The 20,889-nt window shown below is 74.9% G+C and carries 16 protein-coding genes and 1 pseudogene; 5 read left to right on the top strand and 12 right to left on the bottom strand.

The features are described from left to right. Positions 1–157 precede the first annotated feature (157 nt). Positions 158–634 (top strand): annotated as a pseudogene (locus JNW98_RS07490) (LuxR C-terminal-related transcriptional regulator); the annotation flags it as partial. Here JNW98_RS07490 and JNW98_RS07485 read toward each other — a convergent pair. The 10 genes from JNW98_RS07485 to JNW98_RS07440 all read right to left on the bottom strand — a co-directional run bounded on the left by JNW98_RS07485 (position 557) and on the right by JNW98_RS07440 (position 12,882). Further along, positions 557–2,485: an ATP-binding cassette domain-containing protein gene (locus JNW98_RS07485; protein ID WP_223767300.1), complete on the bottom strand. Its 1,929-nt coding sequence runs from the start codon at positions 2,483–2,485 to the stop codon at positions 557–559. The pseudogene JNW98_RS07490 and the gene JNW98_RS07485 sit on opposite strands and share 78 nt — an antisense overlap. Continuing rightward, positions 2,478–4,157 carry an ABC transporter ATP-binding protein gene (locus JNW98_RS07480; RefSeq protein WP_223767299.1) on the bottom strand — a complete coding sequence of 560 codons (1,680 nt, stop codon included), beginning with the start codon at positions 4,155–4,157 and terminating at the stop codon, positions 2,478–2,480. Before JNW98_RS07480 ends, JNW98_RS07485 begins: the two co-directional genes overlap by 8 nt. A 339-nt stretch (positions 4,158–4,496) precedes the next feature. Continuing rightward, positions 4,497–4,619 (bottom strand): SapB/AmfS family lanthipeptide, encoded by a 123-nt coding sequence (locus tag JNW98_RS07475; protein ID WP_223767298.1) that lies wholly within the window; start codon positions 4,617–4,619, stop codon positions 4,497–4,499. A 65-nt stretch (positions 4,620–4,684) separates the two neighbouring features. Continuing rightward, complete coding sequence (gene lanKC / locus JNW98_RS07470; protein ID WP_223767297.1) at positions 4,685–7,309, bottom strand: class III lanthionine synthetase LanKC; 2,625 nt, start codon at positions 7,307–7,309, stop codon at positions 4,685–4,687. A 140-nt stretch (positions 7,310–7,449) separates the two neighbouring features. Continuing rightward, the gene (locus tag JNW98_RS07465) at positions 7,450–8,802 is read right to left on the bottom strand and encodes an aldehyde dehydrogenase family protein (RefSeq protein WP_223767296.1); all 1,353 of its coding nucleotides are present in this window, start codon (positions 8,800–8,802) and stop codon (positions 7,450–7,452) included. Between the two features lie 145 nt (positions 8,803–8,947). Continuing rightward, positions 8,948–9,751 (bottom strand): DUF3050 domain-containing protein, encoded by an 804-nt coding sequence (locus JNW98_RS07460; protein WP_223767295.1) that lies wholly within the window; start codon positions 9,749–9,751, stop codon positions 8,948–8,950. A gap of 35 nt (positions 9,752–9,786) precedes the next feature. Beyond that, entirely contained in the window at positions 9,787–10,344 is a 558-nt protein-coding gene (locus tag JNW98_RS07455; protein ID WP_223767294.1) for a cupin domain-containing protein, read from the bottom strand. Then, entirely contained in the window at positions 10,344–10,601 is a 258-nt protein-coding gene (locus tag JNW98_RS07450) for a 4Fe-4S dicluster domain-containing protein (protein ID WP_223767293.1), read from the bottom strand. The genes JNW98_RS07455 and JNW98_RS07450 overlap by 1 nt, the downstream gene beginning before the upstream one ends. Continuing rightward, the gene (locus JNW98_RS07445; RefSeq protein WP_223767292.1) at positions 10,598–10,990 is read right to left on the bottom strand and encodes a Rieske (2Fe-2S) protein; all 393 of its coding nucleotides are present in this window, start codon (positions 10,988–10,990) and stop codon (positions 10,598–10,600) included. Before JNW98_RS07445 ends, JNW98_RS07450 begins: the two co-directional genes overlap by 4 nt. Then, complete coding sequence (locus tag JNW98_RS07440; protein WP_223767291.1) at positions 10,987–12,882, bottom strand: hypothetical protein; 1,896 nt, start codon at positions 12,880–12,882, stop codon at positions 10,987–10,989. The genes JNW98_RS07445 and JNW98_RS07440 overlap by 4 nt, the downstream gene beginning before the upstream one ends. A 716-nt stretch (positions 12,883–13,598) precedes the next feature. On the opposite strand from JNW98_RS07440, the gene JNW98_RS07435 reads away from it, so the two are divergent. Then, positions 13,599–14,858, top strand: a complete 1,260-nt coding sequence (locus tag JNW98_RS07435; RefSeq protein WP_223767290.1) for an ATP-grasp domain-containing protein — start codon at positions 13,599–13,601, stop codon at positions 14,856–14,858. A 160-nt stretch (positions 14,859–15,018) separates the two neighbouring features. On the opposite strand, the gene JNW98_RS07430 is transcribed toward JNW98_RS07435, so the two are convergent. Then, positions 15,019–15,975: a D-2-hydroxyacid dehydrogenase family protein gene (locus JNW98_RS07430; RefSeq protein ID WP_223767353.1), complete on the bottom strand. Its 957-nt coding sequence runs from the start codon at positions 15,973–15,975 to the stop codon at positions 15,019–15,021. Between the two features lie 108 nt (positions 15,976–16,083). Further along, a complete protein-coding gene (locus tag JNW98_RS07425; protein WP_223767289.1) occupies positions 16,084–17,670 on the bottom strand; it encodes a M48 family metalloprotease in 1,587 nt (528 codons plus the stop codon). 470 nt (positions 17,671–18,140) lie between these two features. On the opposite strand from JNW98_RS07425, the gene JNW98_RS07420 reads away from it, so the two are divergent. The 3 genes from JNW98_RS07420 to JNW98_RS07410 all read left to right on the top strand — a co-directional run. Beyond that, positions 18,141–18,791, top strand: coding sequence for a DUF4360 domain-containing protein (locus JNW98_RS07420; protein ID WP_223767288.1), 651 nt, complete (start codon positions 18,141–18,143; stop codon positions 18,789–18,791). A gap of 294 nt (positions 18,792–19,085) precedes the next feature. Further along, on the top strand, positions 19,086–19,673 hold the full coding sequence (locus JNW98_RS07415; RefSeq protein WP_223767287.1) for an ATP-binding protein: 588 nt from the start codon (positions 19,086–19,088) through the stop codon (positions 19,671–19,673). 199 nt (positions 19,674–19,872) lie between these two features. Further along, a partial coding sequence (locus JNW98_RS07410) for a PAS domain-containing protein (protein ID WP_223767286.1) occupies positions 19,873–20,889 on the top strand: 1,017 nt, incomplete at its 3' end.

Below are 20,889 nucleotides of genomic sequence, written 5' to 3'. Positions count from 1 at the left end.
GGTCAGTGATCCCCGCCCGTGACCGTGGCACACGCCGGTATGAATTGTTGACGTGCCCCGAGCAAGACGCACAACGGGGGGAAACGGGAAGGGTGGGACGGGATCCGTGATTCGAGTTCTCCTGGTGCACGACACCTCGCTGCTGCGCACCGCCCTCATGGAACTGATCGGAAGAGAACCGGAGTTCGAGGTGCACGCCGCGCCCTGGCGCCGCGCGGTCCTCACCGCGCGGACGGTACGGCCGCGCGTCTGCGTCGTCGACATGGACAGCCCGCACGCGGCGGGACCGGGCCTGCGTGAGCTGTCGGGCGGATGTGCCGCAGGGGACGCGCGTCCGGCCCTGCTCGCCCTGGCGACCGCGGAACGGCCGGGGCCGCTGCGCCGCGCGTACGAGGAGCGAGCCTTGGGGTACCTGAGCAAAAACGCTTCGCCCGACCGGCTGGTCGAGGGCATCCGGCACGTCGCCAAAGGCGAGCGCTACATCGACGAGTCCCTCGGCTTCGGCTTCCTGGAGGCCTCCGAGATCCCGCTCACCCGCCGTGAGCTCACCGTGCTGTCACTCGCCGCCGAGGGCGCCGGCGTCGGGGAGATCGCCCGCAGCCTGCACCTGTCGCACGGCACCGTGCGCAACTACATGTGCGCGATCACCCGGAAGACCGGCGCGCGCAACCGGGTCGACGCGATAAGAGTCGCCCAGGGAGCCGGCTGGGTCTGACGGGCCCCCGGCGTCCGCGTCCGCCATCAGATCGCGGTACAGCGGGGACACGCGGAGCAGCTCCGCGTGCTCCCCGCACACCGTGTGCGGCCCGTCCATCACCAGCACCCGGTCAGCGCGGAGCGCCGACGCGGCGCGGTGCGCGACGACGACCAGGGTCCCGCCCGGCCGCCGGGCAAACGCGTCCTCGGCGCGGGCCTCGGCGGCCGGGTCGAGGTGGCACGTCGCCTCGTCCAGCAGCGCCAGCGGCGCCGGCGACAGGTACGCCCGGGCCAGCGCGATCCACTGGCGCTCGCCCGCCGAGAGCCCCGCGGGCGCCACGACCGTCCCGAACCCGCCGAGCCGCTCGGCCAGTTCCCCCATGCCGACGGCCTCCGCGGCCGCCCACAACTCGTCCTCCGGCACCGGATCCGCCCGGAGATAGCCCAGGTTCTCGCCCAGCGTCCCCGAGAACACGTACGCCTCCTGCGGAATCAGCACCCGCCCCGCCCGCGCCGCCGCCCCCCGCGCGGGCAGCCCCCCGACGACGACCTCGCCCCCGGCCGGCACCAACAGCCCGGCCGCCAGCCCGGCCAGCGTCGACTTCCCGACCCCGCTCGGCCCGACGACGGCGAGCCGCGCCCCCGACGCGACGCTCAGGTCCAGCGACCGGACGACGGGGGCGGCGTGCGGTCCGTAGGCGAAGGTGACGCCGCGGAATTCCAGGGCGGGGGTGAGGGAGGGGTGCGGCGAGTGGGGCGCGCACTCGCGCGGCGCTGCGTCCGGGGCCGCGCCTGCCTTCCCCGTGGATCTGCCCGGCCCGGGGCCGTCGGGCCGCCCGGTGCCGCTCCCCGTCCCCGCCGTCAACCGGCGTATGACGACGGCCAGTCGGGCGCCGCTCGCGCCCAGGCCGTGGACGAGTTCCTGGACCGCCGGGAGGAGGGACTGGGTCACGTAGGCCAGGGCGCCGACGAAGGCGCCGGGGGTGGCGCCGTGGTCCAGGAGCCAGGGGGCCAGGGCGAGGAGGAGGACGATCGGGAGGCGGCCGGCCAGGGCGAGGGCGGCGACGCGGACGACGGACCAGCGGGCGAGGGCGCGGGCCGCGTCCCGTTCGGCGTCGACGAGGGCGCCGGTCGCGGCGGCCACGCGCCGTTCCGCACCGCCCGCCGTGATGTCGCGCAGACCGCGGGCCACCTCGTCGAGGGAGCGGGCGAGCGCCTCGTCCGCGACGAGTACCGCCTCCTGGCGGCGGGCCAGGACCCGCAGCGTCAGCAGGAAGAGCAGCAGCCCCAGCAGCAGCGGCGGCACCACGGCCAGCAGCAGGGCGGGCGCCAGGGCGCACAGTCCGGCCAGCGCGCCGCCGGCCGTGAAGACGAAGGAGCGGGAGACCATCACGAGCCCGGCGAACGTGTCGCGGGCGATCTCCACCTGGTGGGTGAGGCGGGAGACCGCCGCGCCGTCGCCGTCCACGAGCGCCCGGCCGACCACGCGCCGGACGAGGCCGTCGCGCAGCGGCTCCACGAGGTCGGCGGTGGCGCGGTAGGTGCGCCCGGTGCCGTACGCCCCGGCGAGGACGGCCAGGGCCGCCAGGCCGAGCCAGCCGAGGCCGGTGGCCTCCCGGCCGGCGAGGAAGCCCCGGTCCAGGGCCCGGGCCAGCGCGTACCCCAAGGTGAAGGTGTGGCCGGCCTCCAGGACCGACCAGCCGGCGAGCCGGGCCAGGGCTGCCCGCCGGGCGGCGAGGAACCGCAGCCCCTGCCGGGCGGTCGACGGCGTACGGCCCGGCTCAGGCACCGAACACCGCCCGGTACTCGGGCAGCCGCCACAGCTCCGCGTGCGGCCCGGCCGCCCGCACCCGGCCGTCGTCGAGCCAGACGACCCGGTCCGCGCGGGCGGCCGTCGACGCGCGGTGGGCGACGATCAGCCGGGTGCGGGCGGCGACGTCGTGCAGCAGCGCCCGGCCGACCTCGCGTTCCGTGGGGGAGTCCAGGCTGGAGGTGGCGTCGTCGAGGACGAGGACGCGTTCCGCGTGCGCGAACGCCCGCGCCAGGCCGAGGCGTTGGGTCTCGCCGCCGGACAGGGGCGCCGAGGCGCACGGCGTCGCGTACCCCTCCGGCAGCCGCCGGACGAAGCCGTCCGCGCAGGCCGCCCGGGCGGCGGCGGTCACCGCGTCGTGCCCCGGATCGGCCGCGCCGAAGGCGATCGTGCCGCCGATCGTGCCGCCGAGCAGCGCGGGCCGTTCGAAGGCGTAGCCGACGGAGTGCCGCAGCGCGTCGTGGCTCAGCTCCGGGAGGGGGACGCCGTCCAGCGCGACGGTTCCCGCGTCCGGGTCGGCGAGCCGCCCGGCGAGCGCGGCCAGCACGGACTTGCCGGTCCCGGACCGGCCCACGACGGCCACCGACGTGCCGCCCGGGACGGTGAGATCGACGTCGCGCAGGACGGTCCGGTCGCCGCGGACGGCGGTGACGCCGCGCAGTTCCAGCGTCCCGTCGCCGGACGGCGCCGGCCGCGTCCCGTACCCCGGCGCGGGGACGGCGAGCACCTCGGCCAGCCGGCGGGCGGCGGCCCGGCCGCGCACCAGCCCGCCCAGCTGCCCGACGAGCATGCCGACACCGGTCGCGAGCACCGCGTACCGGGAGGCGGCCAGCACGTCGCCCACGCTGATCCGTCCCCGGGACAGCAGCAGTCCGGCGACGGCGAGAACCGCGATCTGCAGCAGCGGCACGAGCGTGACGGCGCGGGCGGCGGCACGTCCCTGGACCCGCCACACCCGGTGGCCTTGCCGGGAGAGGCCGCCCAACGGCCGCAGGATCCGGGCGCGTTCGCGGTCGGCCGTGCCCGCGGCGGCGATGGTCCTGGCTCCGGTCAGGGCCTCGGCCAGCCGTCCGGCGATGTCGCCCTGGAGGCGCTGGTAGCGGGCGGCGCAGTCGGTGGAGGCGCGGGTGAACGCGCGCAGGAGGAGGACGAGCAGCGGCGCCCCGGCCAGGAACGCGGCGGCCAGCCAGGGGTCGATGAGGGCGAGGGCGACGACGCCGCCCAGCGGTGCGGCCACCGAGGCGACGGCCGCGGCGAGGGCGGCCGGGGCGGCACCGGCGTCCGCCGTGTTTCCGACGAGGCGGGTGACCAGATCTCCCGGCGGGCTGTCGGCGGTGGCGCGGGGGCCGGTGGCCAGGGCGTGCCGCAGGAGTTTGTGGCGTAGCCAGGCTGTGGCTCGGGCGGTGGTGGTGCCTGCCAGGAGGTCGGTGAGGGCGTCCAGGGCGGCCGGTGCGGCCAGGAGTGCGGCGCACAGTGCCACCCAGTGGGTGGCTCCGCTGTCGTGGGTCAGGAGGAGGTCCACGGCGCGGCCGAGGGCGGCGGGGAGGAGGAGCGCGGCGCTTGCCGAGGCGAGGGAGAGGAGTGTGAGGGTGGCGGCTCGGCCCGCGCTGTGGCGCGTGGTGGCGAGGAGGAGCTGGTCGCCGGGCGTCATGGGGGCACCGCCTTCGTGGTTGCGGGGGAGAGGGGTGCCCCAGTCCCGCCCTTTCACCGTTTCCTGGGGGCCAGCCCCCAGACCCCCGAAACCGCGCTCCGCGCGGTTGTCCTCAAACTCCCCCAGAGGGGGGACCCCCAACGGGCTGAATCGTGCCTCAGCGGGCACTCTCAGCCCGTCCGGCGATTGAGGACGAGCGGCGAAGCCGCGACAAGGGGGTCTGGGGCGCAGCCCAGGAAACGGTGAAAGGGCGGGACCGGGGCACCCCACGGCCGGACCCCGGCCGGCCCCCCGCGGAGGAGGACCGGCCGGGGCCTCAGGCCCGTTGGACCCGTCGGGTCACAGACACAGGAGAACGCTCGCCGCGCTGACGCAGGAGAGCAGGCTGACGGTGCTCTGCCCGCCGCCGCCACCGCCGTGCAGCTCGTCGGACTCCATGTTCTGCAGGTCGAGAAGTGCCATGACTGTGTCCTTTCTCGGGGACTGTCGGTGCTGTGCTACGGCCCCGCCGAACGGCGGTGCCGGGTTCAGGGGCCCGTGACCGGGCGGGAGCCCGGGAGGGGCGGGAGGAACGGCAGGTGGGCCGGGCGGTCGCCGAGGGCGGCGGTCAGGGCCAGGAGACAGCCGGCCGTTCCGGTGGCGAGGTCCATGGAGAGCCGCATCATCTGGTGGCCGGGGAAGGCGAGTTCGCCCCGGTAGCCCATGGCGTACCAGTCCAGGCCGTCGACCTGGGCGGCCACCTGTCCGGGCGTGACGCCGGGCGCGGAGGTGCGGGCGAGGTGCAGGACCATGCCGGCGCGGCCCTGGAACAGGCCCGGCTGGGCGTAGAACCGGGCCCGGGCTGCCGCCGCGATCCCGTCGCGGGCCGCGACGAGCGCCGGGTCGTCGGCCGATCCGTCGGCCGCCGCCGCGAGGAAGTCGTCGAGCACCATGCCGATGCCCACGCTCCCGTCCCCGACGTACGGCATGGTCCGCCAGCCCTCGTCGACCTCCAGCGTCCCGTTGCCGGTGGTGACGCAGCGGGCGAGGTCCGCGCGGAGCGCGCGGCCGGCCAGGTCCAGGAGCTCGGGTGCGCCCGTCCGTTCGTACAGCCGGAGGAAGAGGAGGGCGGGCCCGGTCGCGCCGCGCAGCAGGCCGGCGGCGCGGGGGCTGTCGGGGGCCCCGGAAGCGTCGGCCGCGAGGCGGTCGGCGAGGATCCGGGCCGCCCGTACGGCGTGTTCGCGCAGGGCGGTGTCCCCGGTGGAGCCGGCGAGGTGGTCGAAGAGGAGGCCGAGGCCGGCCAGGCCGCCGCGCAGGTCGGAGGAGAGCCGCTGCCAGTTCTCGCGGAGGACCGCCTCGGCCAGGTCCAGGGCGCGCCCGGTGTGGCCGAGCCGGTCGAGGACGAGGGCGACGCCGGCGACGCCGTCGTAGAGACCGAGCGGGGTGCCCGGCGGCAGCGGGTCGGTGTGGTCGAGCAGCCACCGCTCGCCCGCCTCGTAGCGCGGCGCGCCCGCCTCCGCGAGGGCGTACAGCACCCCGGCCGCGCCGTGCGCGAGACCGAGTCCGCCGCCGTCACCGAACTGGGCGACGTCGCCCGGGAAGAGGCGGTCGTCGCGCTCGGGCGTGGCGGAGGCGAGGAGCGCGCGGACCATGGAGTCGCGGCTCGCCGGCCAGTCGCCCGGCCGGGGCGGGCGGACCGAGGAGCGGGTCCGGGGAACGGCCCCCGCGTCACGGGTGATCTCCGCGACCGCCTCGTCCAGGAACTCCCGCTCCACCGGGAACTGCGCGGCGATCACCTCGGCGAGGTGCGCGGCATGCTGCCGGTCGATGACGAAGAGCGTGGTGACCGGCAGGAACAGCGCCAGCCGCAGGCAGGCCAGCGCGTACCGGTCCACGTCCCGGCCCCGGCGGTCCGGCGGGGCGAAGAAGCCCGGGTGGGCGACGACCTGCCGGCCGTGCTCGCTCGCCGGCGCGGCGGCCTCGAAGTCGATGAGGGTGACCGACCGTTCGTCGGGCGCCACCATGATGTTGAACATGTGCAGGTCGTTGAAGACCAGCCCGCGCTCGTGGACGGCCTCGACGGCCTCCTCCACCGCCCGGTGGATCCGCAGCGCCCACGCGGTGTACGCGGCGGTGGCGGCCGGGTCGGGCTCGGCGGCGAGCAGCGGATGGCGTTCGGCGAAGAAGGAGTTGAGCGGTCTGCCCTCGACGAAGTCCATCACCAGGAAGCTGTGCTCGCCGAGCGTGAACCAGTCGCGCAGCCCGGGCGCGGCGTCCAGGCCCGCGAGCCGTTCCAGCGCGTCGCGCTCCCGCTCCAGCCGGGCGACGGCGTCCGCGCCGTCGGCCGCGAGACCGGCGTGCGGCCGGCCCTCCTTGAGGACGACCTTCCGCCCGTCGCGGGTGTCGGTGCCGCGGTAGACGCCGCCGCCGTTGGAGAAGTGCAGCGCCTTCTCGATGCGGTACGGCAGGTCGGCCACGGTGGTCGCGTTGCGCGCCGCGAGGTGGGGTTCGAGGAACGCCGGGAGGGTCACCCAGGACGGGACCCGGAACGCCGGGTCGCGGGAGTCGGGGACGAGCCGGCCCGTGCCGTCCTCGATCGCCGGGACGAGCGTGCCGCGCTCGCCGACGCAGAAGCGGCGGGCGAAGGCGCCGTACCGGACGTAGAGGGGGCCCGCGTTCCAGCGGAGGTCGGTGAGGACGTACGGCCCGGGCCGGCCGCCGAGGACCGCGTCCAGCTCCTCCAGCGTCGTGCGCAGTTGCTCCTCGTCCGCCGGGTAGACGGTGACGAACTTGCCGCTGTGGTCGCGGCCCGCGTACTTGGTGTTGCGCAGGTGCAGCAGGTGCGGCCCGGGCACGAACTTGAACGGGATGCCCCGGGCGACGCAGTGGTCCCACACGTCCGCCGCCGTCTTGTCCGCCGTGGCGGCGGTCGCGGAGACGTGGATCTTCCAGCCCTGGAGCGGCTGTCCCGGGAGCGGCCCGCCGTCCGGGCCGGCCGGGAAGAGGTTCAGCCAGTCGCCGTTGCGGGCGGTGGCCCAGCCGTCCGGAACCGGCCGCCGGGCGGTCTCGAACAGACCGTCCTCCGTGGCGGTCCCGGCGAGGGCGGGCAGGCGGTCCGGGGTCTCGTAGAAGTGCCGGTCGGCCAGGCAGTAGACCTCGTACCGCTTGTCCATGTCGTGATCCCCCTCGGCTGTGATGCGTCGAGATTTCCACGCCGGGGGGAGCCGGAACAGTCACACGTGTCATCAACGGGCCGTGCGGAACGCATGGCGGAATACATCGGTCCATGGCGGAACACATCAGTCCAGGTGCGTCACTCCAGAGCGATGGTGACGGTCTTCGGCCGCTGGTACTCGGCGAGCGCCAGCACGCTCAGATCGGTGCCCTGGCCGGACTGCCGGCGTCCGCCGTGCGGGAGTTCGGCCGTCTGCTCCAGGTGGCAGTTGACCCACACCTCACCCGCGTCCAGCGCGCCCGCCAGCCGCAGCACGGCGGGCACGGTCTCGCCCCACACGCTCGCCGCGAGTGCGTGCGGCACGCCGTTGGCGGCCGCGACCAGCGCCTCGGTGTCCGGCACGGCCTGGACGGTGAGCACCGGGCCGAACACCTCCTCCCGCACCGCCGGATCGTCGTCCGGCAGGTCGGCGAGGACCGTCGCCGGCTGCCAGTAGCCGTCCCGCTCGTCTTCTCCCGGCGCGACGGGCGCCACGTGCCGGACGCCGGCCCGGCTCGCCGCCAGCAGCCCGTCGAACCGCTTCAGCTGCTCGGGGTTGTTCAGCGGGCCGAAGTCCGCTCCCGCCCGACGGGCCGCCATCGCCTCCGCCAGCCCGGCCACCGTCCGCTCGTAGCAGGACCGCGGGGTGAGCACCCGGGCCGGGGCGGCGCAGCTCTGACCCGCGTTGTACACGCAGGCGTCGGTCAGCCGCTCCCAGGTGTACGCGGGGGCGTCCGGCAGCACCAACGCCGGGCAGTTGCCGCCCAGTTCGAGGCTCACCCGGCGTACCCCGGCCCGGGCCGCCACGTCCAGCCCGCCGGCCCGGCTGCCGGTGAACGCGACGGCGTCCACGCCCTCGTGCCCGACGAGCAGCCGGCCGGTCTCCCGGCCTCCCGGCAGCGCGGTCAGCACGCCCGGGCCCAGCTCCTCGTCCGCGTGCCGGGCGGCCAGCAGCGCGCTGTCCGGCGTCGTCTCCGCCGGCTTGAGGACGACGGTGTTGCCGGCCGCCAGCGCGGGAGCGAACCGCCAGACCGCCATCAGCAGCGGGTAGTTCCACGGCACGACCGCAGCGACCACGCCCAGCGGCTCCCACCGGACCCAGCTCTCCCGGCCCGGCAGCCGCCGGCCCCCGGCCGGCGCGAGGTCCGCGCGCGCCGCGCCGGCGTAGAAGCGGATCAGGTCGGCGCACTGCGCCACCTCGGCGGCGGCGTCGGCGAACGGCTTGCCCGTGCCCGCCCGTTCCGCCGCCGCGAACGCCCCCGCCTCCTCCTCCAGCACCGCCGCGAACCGCAGCAGCCGCCGGGACCGCTCCCTGGCCGTCAGTCCCGACCAGCCGGGGAGCGCCCGCCGCGCCGCCGCGACGGCGTGTCCGGCGGACCCCGCCGTGCCCGGGGTGTCGCCGGGCGCGGCGGGGTGGGGACGGGGGTGGCCGGTGCGGGGGTCGGTGAGCACGTCGTTCTCCTCTCCGCGGGGGCGGGCACGGCCCTACGGGCCGTGGGTTTGCCCCGCCCCGCCCTTTCACCGTTTCTTGCGGGGGCTGCGCCCCCGCACCCCCGAAGCGCCCTGCGGGCTTCCCCAGAGGGGGTACCCCCAGTCCTCAAACGCCGGACGGGCTGGAGATCGCGTCCGTGATCCCCGTCCACAGATCCGCCCGCGCGTGGAGTGCGGAACGCACCGCGTCCGCGCACTGCCTCCACTTCCCGCCGTCGTCGCCGCACACATCGACCAGCATGTGCATCGCCATCGGCGTGTGCTCGTCCGCGTCGACCTCGATGTGCCGCTCCAGGTAGTCCTTGAACCGGGCCAGCCGCCCGTCCGCGTCCTCGATCCGCACCACCTGCTCGAACATCTCGGGGATCAGGTCCTCGCGCCCGAACGCGAACACCGCCGCCTGGCAGTGCACGGGCGCCGTCTCCAGTACGGTCCAGGTGCCCTCGACGAACCGCGCCGACGGCTCCGGCACCCCGGCCGTCCGCAGTGCCTCGGACACCGGCACGCCGGCCCGCAGCGCACGGAGGAACGCGTCGACGGGCCCGGTGTCCGCCCCCACGTCGTCCATCGCGGCCCGATAGAGCTCGAAGTGGCTGATGAAGCCGTCGCCGTACTCGTCGCTCTCCTCCACCAGCGTGATCTCGTTGATCAGCCGGCGGCTGGCCACCGGGCCGCTCGGCACCCAGGGCACCTCCACGCAGGTGAGCCGCCGCTGGAGGGAGGTGAGCAGGGACATGAAGTCCCAGACGGCGAAGACGTGGTGCTCCATGAAGATCCGCGCCGCTTCCGGGCTGGTGACGCTGTGGTACATCGGGTGGCCGAGGACGCCCTTGCGGGCGGGCTCGATCTCCGCCTTGAGCGCGGTCAGCCCAGGGTGGGTCACCTGGGTGTGGTAACGCGAGATGCCCATGGACGGCTCCTTGATGACGGGAGGGGAGAGTAGGGTCAGCACCGGGCCTGGCCGGGAGCCGCGCAGTCGTGGCAGGGGCAGTGCGAGCACCCCACGTCGTGCAGGTACGCCGGCAGCCGGGACTTGAGGTCGCAGATGAGGCAGTGCAGGTTGCCGACCTCGCTCAGCACCTCCTCGTAGACCACGACCTCCATCCGCCGCTCGGACTCCACCGGCATGTGCGGGGCGCCGATGGCCAGCAGCACGTGGTCCGAGATCGCGCCGACCGCGTGCGACACCGAGCCCTCGACCAGGTAGATCTGGCCCGCCTCGGTCGGGTGGACGCGCCCGTTGTAGGTGATGGTGCCGAGACCGCCGAGGACCACCAGGACGTGGTGGCCGGGGTGGGTGTGCGGCGGGAAGCCGGCGCCCGCGGGCAGCCGGATGACGTCGGCGCCGATCGCGCCGTTGCTCACCAGCCCCACCCCCGTGGCGTCCGCCCCGTGCATGTGCACCGGCCGCTCGCCGTGCGGGACGTGCAGCGAGGTGGCGATGTCGCCGATCCTGGCGTTGGCCCACCGGATGATGGAGAGGTCGTCGGCCTCGGAACGCATCACGCCTCCGCCCGCTCGCTGAAGTAGTCGGCGTTGACGGCCGTGAAGTGCTCCCACTCCTCGGGCAGTTCCTCCTCGCGGAAGATGGCGTCCACCGGGCAGACGGTGGCGCACAGGTCGCAGTCGACGCAGCGGGCGGGGTCGATGTAGAACTGCGGCGCCTCGGCCTCCGCGCCCTCGATGCAGTCGACGGGACAGACATCCACACAGGCGCCGTCCTTGACGTCGATACACGGCTCGGTGATCACGTACGTCATGCGCTTCCCTCCTCCGGTTTCGCCGGGACGGCCGTCCTCGCCGGACCGTCCGTCGCCGCCCGGCCGTCCGGCGGCAGGGGCCGCACGGCGATGTCGGCGCACTGGGGACCGCGCACCCGCCGGCCGGTGCGCAGGTCGAAGGTGGCCCCGTGCCAGGGGCACTCCAGGAACACGCCGGTCACCAGCCCGGCCGCGAGCGGCGCGCCGCGGTGCGGGCAGCGCGCGGGGACCCTGACCACCCGGTCGCCCAGCCGCACCACGCAGCCCTTGCCGTCCGGCAGCGGCTCGACCACCGCCTCGACCGCCTCGGCCGCCTCTTGTACGGCCCCGGCCGCTTCCCGGGGCGCCGCCCCGGTCATCGCCTCGCCCATCACCGGCTCCGTCCTCACAGGTCGAGGTCCTTGACCTTGTCCGTCCACTTGTCGTCGAAGCTCAGACCCCGGCGGTACGTGGCGTCGGCCAGCCCCTTCGCCCACGCGGTGTAGCGGTGGCCCAGCACCATGTCCCGCGGCCGGAACCGGTTCTCCCGGCTGTACGCCGACCGGTTCAGCCGGACGTCCGCCAGCCCGTTCCAGTCGCGGTCGCGGTACCGGACGGTGATGGGGAGCCGGCAGGCCAGCCGGATGCCGGCCGCGGCGTGGCCGCCGTGGAACGCGTCCTCGGCGACGGCGATGTCCGGCAGGTTGAACCCCTGCGGGGCGAACCGCATGACCGGCGCGTAGTTCTGCGCCTTCTTCACCGCGTTGTACCGCATGCGCTGGGCGATGACGTTGTACATCAGCAGCCGGCCGTTGGCGATGCCGAACTCCTCCGGGCGGAAGCCGGAGCGGAACCCCGTGTAGCAGAACAGGTCCGTGAACTCCATCGTCCACGGCTCCAGCAGCTTCCGGCCCACCGGCACCGTGAAGACCGCCATGTCCACCGGCAGGTCCTCGGCGTCCGCGGCCCAGTGCGCCACCGCCTGCATCGCCCGGGTCGGCGAGCTCCCCGCCTCCAGCACGCGCTCCAGGAAGCCGTCCCACTCCTCAGCGGACCCGGTACGGCCGGTGAACTCCGCGCCCGTCTCGGCGTACAGCCGCTCCGGCAGCCCGTCCGGGACGCGCGCGCTGCGCCGGTACACCGACAGCGGCAGCAGGAACTCGCGGCGCTCCCAGTTGCTGCCGTCGAAGTGCAGGCACCGCTCGTACCGCTCCTCGGCGCGGGTACGCAGCCCGCCCAGCCGGCGGGCCGCCGCCAGGGCGTCGGGGGCGGTCGCCTCCGGCGGCTCGGCCTCGCCCAACAGCCCCGCGTAGCCACGGGACTTGCGCAGCAGGAAGAGGGAGAGCGCGGGGAACGACAGCAGGGACTGGTTGAGTTCCTGGAGCACGAACCCGGCCTCCTGCCAGCACCACAGCAGCGTCGCCAGGACCAGCCGCGTACCACTCCACTCCGCCGGCGGCAGGGCGCGGCAGGCCGCCATCTCCGCGCCGACGCCCCGGTTGTCGAGGAGCGTCTCGCCGGCGAACAGCCGGACCCGCTCGACGGACGAGATCCGGCGCTCGAACCCGGCCAGCAGCGCCTCCCGTTCGTCCGCGGGGAGCGCCGCCCAGTCCCGACGCGCCCGCTCCGGCAGGCCCTCCAGGACGGCGGGCGGACCCAGCCACAGGGCGGCGCGCCCGCCCGCCGGCGAAGGGCCGGCCTCGGGGTCGGCCGTGACCACCCGGAGGCCGAGCTCCCGGCCGGCCGTCACGGCCGCGTGGACGTCGTCCACCGCGACCAGCGGCGCGTCCAGCCGGACGGCCGCCGTCAGCGCCCGCAGCCCGGCCGTCTCGTCCGCCGTGACGACCACCGTTCCGCCGGGCGCCCCCGCGCCGGCCCGCGCGAGGGCGTCGGGGAGGGGAGCGTGCAGCGCCGACAGCCCGTCGGCCATCCGCTCCAGCGCCTCGTCCACGGCGGCGCCGCGCCCGACGGCCCGGCAGAACAGCCGCCACCAGACCAGCGACGCCCGCGCGTACGGCACCTTGAAGTGGTACCAGAGCCGCTGGAAACGCGTGAATTCCTCGGCCGGAATTCCGTGGGCGGCGAGATCGAGCGGCCGCCCGGCCCCGGAGCGGTCGTCGGCGATTTTCTCCAGAACGGCCGCGTCGACGATCCGCGCGGCCACCAGACCGGCCACCACGATGAGATCGCCGTCATCGCCCAGCATGTCCAGCCGGTCGGCCAGTTCGTTTTCGATTTCCGTCATCACGGCCACGTCCGCACCGGTGAAATCCGGGTGCGAGAGCAGGGGGTCCACGGCCATACGGGCGCCTCCAGAGCGGGAATCCACGGAGCGGACGGCCTTGCGGGAGAAGAGGCGGAGAGGGGGTGGAGAAGGGGTGGAGAGGAAACGGGGGATGGGGCGTGGAAGCGGGCCGTTCGGCCGCGCCCGGATGATTTCCGGAATGCGCGGGGACGGCCGGCGGTAAAGCGACGGCGAAGGGGTGCGCCCCGTCGGGCGAAGGGGTTCGCCCCTTCGGGAGCATGACGCCCCTGACGCTAGAGAGGGCCGTTCGGGCTGTCAATCGACCGGTTCTGGCCGGAAGGCGTTCCCCGCCATGGGACGGTTGGGGCGGGCCGTCACCAGCGCCGCGCATTGGACGGAGGAAACCCTTGCCCGGCTCTTGCGGAATCCATTCCAGGGGACTCCCCGAAATGCCGCGCACACGGTTTCACGACAGATGATTGCATGCTGAATATGCATACGGCATGTGAGACGGCGGCGGGAGGTGGCCAATGCGCCGCGCGTACCTTTTCGACCCTGGCCGAAATAACGCCGACCGTTCCCGGCGCCCGATCCGGTCGCCACCCGCGAGCCGTCCGGCCGGTACGACACCCGTCCGGCCACCCTCCCCGAACCACGGCGAACCGCTACGCTTCGTCAGGAATCCCTGCAATCCGATCAGTCGCCAGACCAGTCGTCCGATCAGTCGTCAGAGGAAGTGAGCCGGTCGTATGGCAGATGTGACGCTCCTCGTCATGGGAAACACCGGAATGCCGGCCTGGGGTCAGGACCAGATCCGGCGGCTGAGCGAACAGGCCCGGCGGCGCGGCGTCACCCTGGTGGGCGCCGACACCCCGGAGAACCTGCGGTCCGCGACCGCCCGGGACCTCGGGTACGTGGACGAGGTGGTCGCCCTCGACGTCCACCACCCCGAGGCCTGCCGGGCCTGGGCCGCCACCCGGCCGCCCATCGACGCCGTCCTCACCGTCCGCGAACTGTCGGTGCTGCCGACCGCCGTCATCGCCCAGGAGCTCGGCCTCGCGGGCAACGACCCCGACGCGGTGCGCCGCGTCCGCACCAAGGACCTGTGCCGGCAGCGGCTCCGCGAGGCCGGGTTCCCCCAGCCCCACACCGCCGTCTGCGACAACGTGGCCGACGCCGAGCGCTTCCTGCGGGAGACCGCCCCCGGCCCGTGGGTCGTCAAACCGCGCGACGGCCTCGCCAGCATCGGCGTCTCCCTCATCGGCAGCCCCGAGCAACTACCCGAGGCCGTACGGAAGTTCCGCCTCCCGTCGGAGGCCATGAGCCCGCTGCCGGCCTCCCCCTACTTCCTCGTGGAGACCTTCGTCGCCGGGGACGAGTACTCGGCCGAGGGCATCGTCCTCGGCGGCGAGCCGCAGGTGCTCGCGCTGACCCGGAAGGCCGTCACCGACGGCTTCATCTCCACCAGCCAGCAGCAGCCCGCCGGCCTCGACGAGGCGACGGACCGGCTCGCCCGCGACACGGTGGCCCGCGGGCTGAAGGCGGTCGGCATCACCCGCGGCGTCTTCCACATCGAGCTGTGGGTGACCGCCGACGGCATCGTGCTCGGCGAGTTCCACTGCCGCGGCGGCGGCGACTTCATCCACGCCCTCGTCGAGCACACCCGGCCCGGACTGGAGCTCTACGGCACGCTCGTCGACGACCTGCTCGGCCGGACGCCCCCGCCGCCGCCCGAGCCGGGCCGCGCCGCCCGCGTCGACTTCCTCTTCGCCCCGCCCGGCCGACTCCGCGCCGTCCGCGGCTGGGACGAACTCGCCGCGCACCCCGCCGTCCTCGCCGCCGACCTCCGCGTCCGGCCCGGTGACGTCATCCCCCCGGAGAAGGACTCCTTCACCCGCTCCGGGGTCTTCGTCACCGGCGCCGCGACCCCGGCCGAACGCGACGAGATCGCCACCCGGTTGGCCGGGCGGGTCGTCTTCGACACCGAGGCGGACGAGGAGGGGGCGTCGCTGGCGCTGGCGACCGACGCGTGAACGGCCCGCGGGGGCCCGGGCGTCGGGGCGGCGGCGGTTCTCTTCCGCCACGTGGGCGGCCGTCCACGCCGGGACGGCCACCGCGTCCGTTCGTCGCCCCCCCGTGTCCGTTCGTCGCCCCCCGCGCCCGTTCGACGCCGCCCAGCGGGCGGCGGAAGCGTCAGGCCAGGCGCCGGACCGGCTCGCCCGCCAGGAACGCGGCGACGTCCTCCACGGCCTGGGTGAAGTACCCGTCGTAGTTGCGCCGCGTGACGTACCCCAGGTGCGGGGTGGCCAGCAGCCGGGGGAGGGTGCGGAAGGGGTGGTCCGCGGGCAGCGGCTCCTCGTCGAAGACGTCGACGCCGGCCCCGGCGATCCGGCCGTCGCGCAGCGCGCGGGCCAGCGCGTCCTGGTCCACGATGGCCGCCCGCGAGGTGTTGACGAGGTAGGCCGTCGGCCGCATCAGCCCGAGCTCCGCCTCGCCGACCAGCCCGCGGGTCCGCTCGCCCAGCACCAGGTGGACGGAGACGAAGTCGCTGTCCGAGAAGAGCTCCTCCTTGGACACCCGGACGGCGTCCGCGGCGGCCGCCCGCTCGTCGGTGAGGTTGGGGCTCCAGGCCGCCACCTCCATGCCGAACGCCCGCCCGATCCGCGCCATCCGGCCGCCGGTCTTCCCCAGCCCCAGCAGCCCCAGCCGCCGGCCGTGCAGGTCGGCCCCGACGGTGCTCTGCCAGGGGCCGCCGTCGCGCAGCGCCGCGTTCTCCGGGACCAGGCCGCGGGCCAGCCCGAGGAGCAGCGCCCAGGTCAGCTCGACGGGCGGCTCGGGGTTGCTGTCGGTCCCGCACACGGTGACGCCGTGCCGGGCCGCCGCGTCGAGGTCGACGGACGCGTTCCGCATGCCCGAGGTGATCAGCAGCCGCAGCTTCGGCAGCCGGGCGAACAACTCGGCGGGGAACGGCGTGCGTTCCCGCATGATGACGACGATCTCGCTGTCGGCCAGCTCCTCGGCGAGCCGGTCGTGCCCGGCGACGTGCTCGCGCACCACCCGGACCTCGACGGCGTCGCCGAGGACCGACCAGTCGGCCGTGGAGAGGGCGACGCCCTGGTAGTCGTCGAGCACGGTGCAGCGGAGCGTCATCATGTCGTCCTTCGGTGCGGTGGGAGTGATGGGTGGGACAGATGAGACGGGGTCATGCTGCCAGGGGGCGGCGCGGCGCCCGCCACGGGCCCCCGTACGCGGGCGCGTTCAGGCCGCCGGCAGCAGCGACCGCAGCGGCCGGGTGTCCGGGACCTCGGCGGCCACCGCCGCCACCGCGGCGGGCACCAGCTCGTCGTACCCCTCCGGCAGGCGCAGCCGGGCCGCGTCCGACCAGGACAGTTCCCAGCCGGCCCAGCCCGCGTCGACGAGCTCCAGGATGAGGAGCGCGTGCAGGCCGTGCAGGAGTTCGGCCCGGGGATCGGCCTCGGCGTCGTCGCCGTCCTCGCCGGCCAGCCGGGCGGCGACGTGCCACAGGAGCCCGCCGTCGGCCGCGTCCAGCAGGGCGCGCAGCGAACCGTCGCCGCCGGTGTACGCGGCCGTGGCGGCGCGCAGCCGCTCCACCTCGGCGGCCCGGTGGGCGCGGATCCCGAAGTGGACGAGCTCCGGCCACGAGGCGCGGCGCAGTCGCAGCACCTCGGGCGTCAGCGTCGCCTCCTCCAGCCGGGCCAGGACCCGGTCGGGCGCGTCGAGGAGCTCCAGGGCCCACCGCGCGGGCCCGTCCGCGCCCCGGCCGTCGTCGGGCAGCGCCTCGATCCGCGCGACCCGTTCGGCCATCGGCGGGTGCGCGTCGTAGGGCGACGGCTCGGTGTCCGGCAGCTCGCGGGCCAGCCGCTCGAACTCCGCGTACCGGCCCGGCGCCGCGAGCAGGTGGCCGAGACCGCCGTAGAACTGGCCCTCGGGCGGCAGCAGTCCGGCCGGCAGGCCCAGGGTGGCGTAGCCGTGGAGGTAGAAGTCGTGCAGGTCGGCGAGGGCGGCGGTGCGCCGCAGCGCGGACGCGGCGGCGTCCCGGCCCGCGACGCGCACCGCCACCCGGTCGGCGGCGAGTTCCTGCCGCCGACCGTCGCCGCGGGTGGTCCGCAGGTAGAACTTGGCGTAGCCGACGAAGAGCCGGGCCATCAGCCGGTAGCTCAGCCCGGCGCCGGAGGCGTCGGTCTTCTTGGGCCGCCGCCCCTTGCGGATCCGCTTCTCGGCCGCCGCCCGCTGTTTCGTGAGCTCCTTCTCCACCTGTTTCCGGGATTCCCGCCGGAAGGACGTCACCGTCCGGGCGAGCGCGTGCCGGCCGCGCAGGGTGATGGCGGAGATACGGGTGTCGGCATTGCAGTAGTGACCGAATTCGTGGCCGAGGACCGCCCGAAGCTGACTGTCCATCAGGCCCGTCATCAGCGGCACTCCCACATAGAGCCGGCGGCGCCCTGGAATCAGGCCCAGGAAGCGGGAGTTCTCGGAGACCGCCGCGTTCACGTCGCCGACGAGGAAGATCTCGTCGGGCGCCCGCGTCCCCGCCGCCGCGGCCACCTCGCGGACGGCCGCCCACAGCCGGGGCTGCTCCGCCTCGGTGACGGGCAGACCGTCCTCGCCGTCGTCCTGCGGCGTGCGCAGGTGCAGCATGCCCCGGACCAGCGGGACGGCCAGCAGCAGGGGCAGGGTGATGAGCTTCAGCGTCGCGGCGTGCGCCCCCAGCGACCAGTAGACGAACACGCCGGTGCCGACCAGGGCGCAGAGCACCGCGACGCAGAAGAGATAGAAACCGAAGAGGAGAACGAGTGCGCGGAACGCGCGAAGAGAAACGCCCATCGGGCAGTGGCCCTCACCCGGGTGTGAGAAATGAACGGTGGTGAAAGGCCGTCATTATGTCGCACGCGCGTTTGGGGCGGCAAATGTTTTGCGGAGTGGGGGAGGGGGCGGGGTGGAACATTGAATTCCGGAATTGTCACGGAGTGCGCGCCGGGGGTCGGAGGGGTGTTCCGCACCGGACGCGGCCGGTGGCCGGGCGGGCCCGCGGCGGGGGGCCTAGCCAACCCCCCTGGGGCTCCCTATCATTCGAACGCTCCCCGTCCCAGCGGGCCGTGAGGATTGTCATGGGCATGGCGTGTCGATGCTCCTGACCTGCCCTTCTTCCGGTCCGGCACGTCGTTCCGCCGCCGGCCGGCCGGTCGTCCCGGAAGGGTCCGCTCCAAGGGGCACCGAGGGTCGTACGCCGCGGAATGGTTCCCGCCGTCCCCTCGGGCCGCCCACGCCGCCCGAAGGCAACCGATTGGAGCGCCATGCCCGCAGGTCTGGTCACCACCGGCGCGATCGCCGCGCTGTTCGCCTCGGCGTTCGGCACCCAGCAGCCCTCGGTCATCACCAACCCGCCGCCGGACAAGATCGTCATCGAGATCGCGACCGTCAACGGCTCGGGCTGTCCGGTCGGCACCGCCGCCGTCGCGGTGTCGCCCGACAACACCGCCTTCACCGTCACCTACAGCGACTACCTGGCCCAGGTCGGCGTGGGCTCCAAGCCCACCGACTTCCGCAAGAACTGCCAGCTCAACCTGATCGTGCACGTCCCGCAGGGCTTCACCTACGCCATCGCCAGCGCCGACTACCGCGGCTACGCCAAGCTGGAGTCCGGGGCGAGCGGCACGGAGAAGGCCTCGTACTACTTCCAGGGCTCGTCCCAGACGACGCCCAGCTCCCACGCCTTCAGAGGCCCGTACGGCGACAACTGGCAGGCCACCGACTCGGTTCCGGTGGGCGCGCTGGTGTGGGCGCCCTGCGGCGAGCGGCGCAACTTCAACATCAACACGGAACTCCGCGTCAACGCCGGCACGTCCGACACCTCCAAGACCAACAGCTTCATGACCATGGACTCGACGGACGGCGCCATCAACACGATCTACCACCTGGCGTGGAAGGAGTGCCCGCGCAAGTGACGCGGGCGGCGGCCGGGGAGCCCCGCGTTCCCCGGCCGACCGGTCGCCTGGCCACCCGGCTGACCCGTCGCCCGGCCGCCCGGCCGAGGGGAGTACGGCTCCCACCCCGTGTTCACCATGACTTTAGACCCCGTTCAGCGCCCGTCACCTGCGAACATAGCGCTCCGCAGGGCCACCGTGACCGAGAGGGTATAGACCTCTGGCGGAAATCACGCCAGTGTGGGGAAGACCACCGCGAAGCCCGCGACCCCCCACGGTCCGCCTTCGTGTCCCCCCTCGATCGCACAGAGCCTCATGTCTGCTTCCAGCCGTGACACCCTGAGCCCCGCGTCTCCGGCGGACGCCCTCCTCGGCGTCCCCGACGCGGCCGTCCCGCCGCCGGCCGGCCCGTGGAACGGCCCGTGGGGCCGCCGCGCCTCAGGGGGACCCACCGTCGCCCCGCGGCCCCTGGCCGCCGTCCCGCACCGCCCGGCCCACGCGATCTCCCTGCCCGCCTCCCCCCGCTCCGTCGCGGCGGCCCGCGCCTTCTCCCGGCGCCTGCTGGCCGACTGGGGACTGGACGCGCTGACGGACGACGCCGCGCTGCTCCTCTCCGAACTGGTCACCAACGCGATCGTGCACGTCCCCGAGGGCGCCGGCGACGTCGAGCTGTCCCTCTCCCGCACCCCCGGCCACCTGGTCGCCCGGGTCACCGACCGCGGCGGCGCCCTGCCGCGCTGCTCGCTCGCCGGGCGGGACAGCGAGAACGGCCGCGGCATGTGGCTCGTCGAGCAGATCGCCGAGCGCTGGGGCCACCACGCCTCCCCGACGGGCAAGACCGTGTGGTTCGCCCTGCCCCTCCCGGACGGCCACCGCGCCCCCGCGGGCCCCGCGGGCGCCTGAGCCGCCCCCCGTACGGTCACCACTCCCACGCCGCGCCCGGGCCGCAGCGGCTGCGCGCCGCGCGGGATCCGAGGGACGATGGAGACCGCGGCGCGGCGGACGGCGGCGCGAGCGGCGGTACCGGACCGGGCGCGGCGGCGTCCGGGCCCCGGCGCCGCCGGGGCCGCCCCACCGCGCGCGGGCGCAAGGAGGACCTCGCATGGGCACCACCGACGGATTCCGGACCGGCCCCGGCCGGACCCGGCCCGCCTGGGACGAGGCGGGCGGTCTCCTCGACGTGCTCAGCGTGGCCGCCGTCGTCCTCGACCGCGAGGGCCGGATCATCCTGTGGAGCCCGCAGGCCCAGGACCTGTTCGGCTGGACGCCCGCCGAGGCGCTCGGCCAGTACGCCGCCCGGCTGCTGGTCGCCGAGGAGGACCTGGCCGTCGTCCTCGACCTGTTCGACCGGGTGATGGGCGAGGGCGAGAGCTGGGCCGGCGTCTTCCCCGTCCGGCACAAGGACGGCGGCCCCCGCCTGGTCGAGCTGCGCAACGTCCGGCTGGAGGGCCCGCACGGCAGCATGTACGCCCTCGGCATCGCCACCGACCGGGAGGTCCTGCGCGACCTGGAACGGGACCTGGCGCTCTCGCTGCGCCTGGTGGCCCAGTCCCCGATCGGCCTCGCCGTCCTCGACACCGACCTGCGCTACGTGATGGTCAACCCCGCCCTGGAGCGCATCCACGGCCTCCCCGCGGAGGACCACCTCGGGCACCGGATCGGCGAGGTGCTGCCGTTCGTGGACATCGAGGAGAGCGAGGCCGCCATGCGCCGGGTGCTGGCCACCGGCGCGCCGGAGCTGGACCGGTTCGTGGCGGGCGGCATCGGCGGGGGCGAGGACGACCGGGCCCGGCTGGTCTCCTACTACCGGCTGGAGGACGCGAGCGGGCACATCCTCGGCGTCGCCGCGTCCGTCGTGGACGTCACCGACCGCTACCGCGCCGACCTGGCCGCCGCCGAGGCCCGCCGCCGGCTCGCCCTGATCGCCGACGCCTCGGTGCTCATCGGCACCACCCTCGACCTCGACCAGACCGCCCACGAGCTGGCCGACGTCGTCGTCCCGGCGCTGGCCGACGTCGCAGCCGTCGACGTCCTCGACGCCGCCCTGGAGGGCAACCGCGCGCCGCAGGGCGGCGCCGCCACCGCGATCCGGGCCCTCGCCGTCGCCTCGGCCGGCACC

Source organism: Streptomyces huiliensis (assembly GCF_020037025.1).
GTDB lineage: Bacteria > Actinomycetota > Actinomycetes > Streptomycetales > Streptomycetaceae > Streptomyces > Streptomyces huiliensis.
This window is presented reverse-complemented; position numbering and strand designations above follow the sequence as displayed.